The following is a 1,650-nucleotide window of genomic DNA, read 5'->3' as shown; positions in this document are numbered from 1 at the left end:
ACCTAAATCTTCCCTATCTCCACTAACGGTCATAAGTCACTCATGTTGAAAGACAAATAGAAGACTATTATCCCCAAGATGATAATACCCATATAATAATGTCAACATAACAATGCCAATATAGAAATGCCAAGATTATAATGCTTAGTTATCGCACCTTGTTGCTATTGTCTATATAATAAAATAACGTTTATGATGATGGCCGATAATGACAACTATGAGACTTTCTAAATACTCTAAATATAGTACTTTTTTGCTAGCGGCTTTATTGGTCAGTGCTTGTCAGCCACCCTCACCTAGCGATAATCAACAGCTTTCTCAAGACAGTGAGCAGGCAAACTCGCCTATAACTATTGATGCTGACAGTGTCACCATGTCATCAGACTATATACTGAATATCAAACCTTCACGCTATCAGCCCAGTCTTGGATTGCAAGGCACCATTGAGCCAAACCAGCAGTCGCGATTTGTCACCACTCGTGATGTCAGCGTACAAAAAATACTGGTCAAAGAAGGTCAATGGGTAGAGGATGGCGCGCCTTTACTACTCTTACAGCAACATGAACGTGTAGGAAGCAATAAGACCACGCCTTCAGACTCAGAGGCTAAGCCTGAGCAGCCAACAGCAACTAAAAAAAGCTCAGCAGAGCAAGTGTCTGATGACATAAAAGAGAGTAAGAAAGAAAGTAAACAAGAAAGCAAAGCAAATGATAGTAGCGCGAGCAGCGCTGATGGTAAGCTCAATGAGACAGCCACCGATGAATCAAAAACCAATGACAATACCAATAACACTCCTGTGCCTGAAACATCGAATAACGCTAGCATAGCAATTGATGCTAATGTAGATAACAATAAATCTACTGATGCACAGGATCAGGATATAGCCAGCTCACAACAGTCAACACAGCCGCCTATTGTAGTGTATGCTAGTTTTTCAGGGCGCGTGGACACGCTATATGTGGAGAACATGCAACAGGTTGCTGCTGGCAAACCTTTGCTACGCTTAAGCAATGATAAAGACTTACGCTTTACCGCCACCTTACCTATGCAAGCCGAGTCTCAGCTTTCGGTCGGTCAGACAGTCAACTTCACTGCTAAAGATGTTTCAGAAACTTTTACAGGTCAAGTTAGCAAGCTGAGCACGAGTCAGCAGCAGCCAGATGAATTGATGGTCTCTGTGAGTGTGGTCAAAAACGAGGCCAGCCGCGATAAGCTAAAGCTAGGCATGCAAGTCATAGGCCGCGTCGATTATGGGCAAATCGCTGTCGGTAATATCGTTCCGGAACAAGCGATTCAAGATGTGGATCTATCCTCTCTGAAGACTCCTCCTTATCAGCCACTGACACCCTTGACTGCCAATGTTTGGATCATCAAACAAAATCAGCGTCTGACGCGTCAGCCGATAGATGTTATTAAATATGACCCTAGTACGGGCAAATACCTCATTGCAGGCATCAGCAATGACAGCCTGATTTGCTTGGCAGATCTACCAATAGAGTCTGTTGGTAAAAAAGTAGTCATCTCATGATAGACAATATAAACTACAGATCAGGGCATTAGGACAAAGCAGGGAGCGCACTGTAGTATAGGCGCCTTTCTATCACCGTTTAGCTATTAATCAGCAAGTTGTTACATTCTGTAGAAACATTA

General features: G+C 43.0%; 1 protein-coding gene. It reads left to right on the top strand.

All coding sequences use genetic code 11. The features are described 5' to 3' along the window. Positions 1-217 precede the first annotated feature (217 nt). Entirely contained in the window at positions 218-1,528 is a 1,311-nt protein-coding gene (locus JMY01_RS13980; RefSeq protein ID WP_201575660.1) for an HlyD family efflux transporter periplasmic adaptor subunit, read from the top strand. Positions 1,529-1,650: the final 122 nt, after the last annotated feature.

The organism is Psychrobacter sp. H8-1 (assembly GCF_904846575.1).
GTDB classification, from domain to species: domain Bacteria; phylum Pseudomonadota; class Gammaproteobacteria; order Pseudomonadales; family Moraxellaceae; genus Psychrobacter; species Psychrobacter fulvigenes.
The sequence above is the reverse complement of the archived record's forward strand: the minus strand, read 5'-3'. Positions and strand labels throughout refer to the sequence as shown.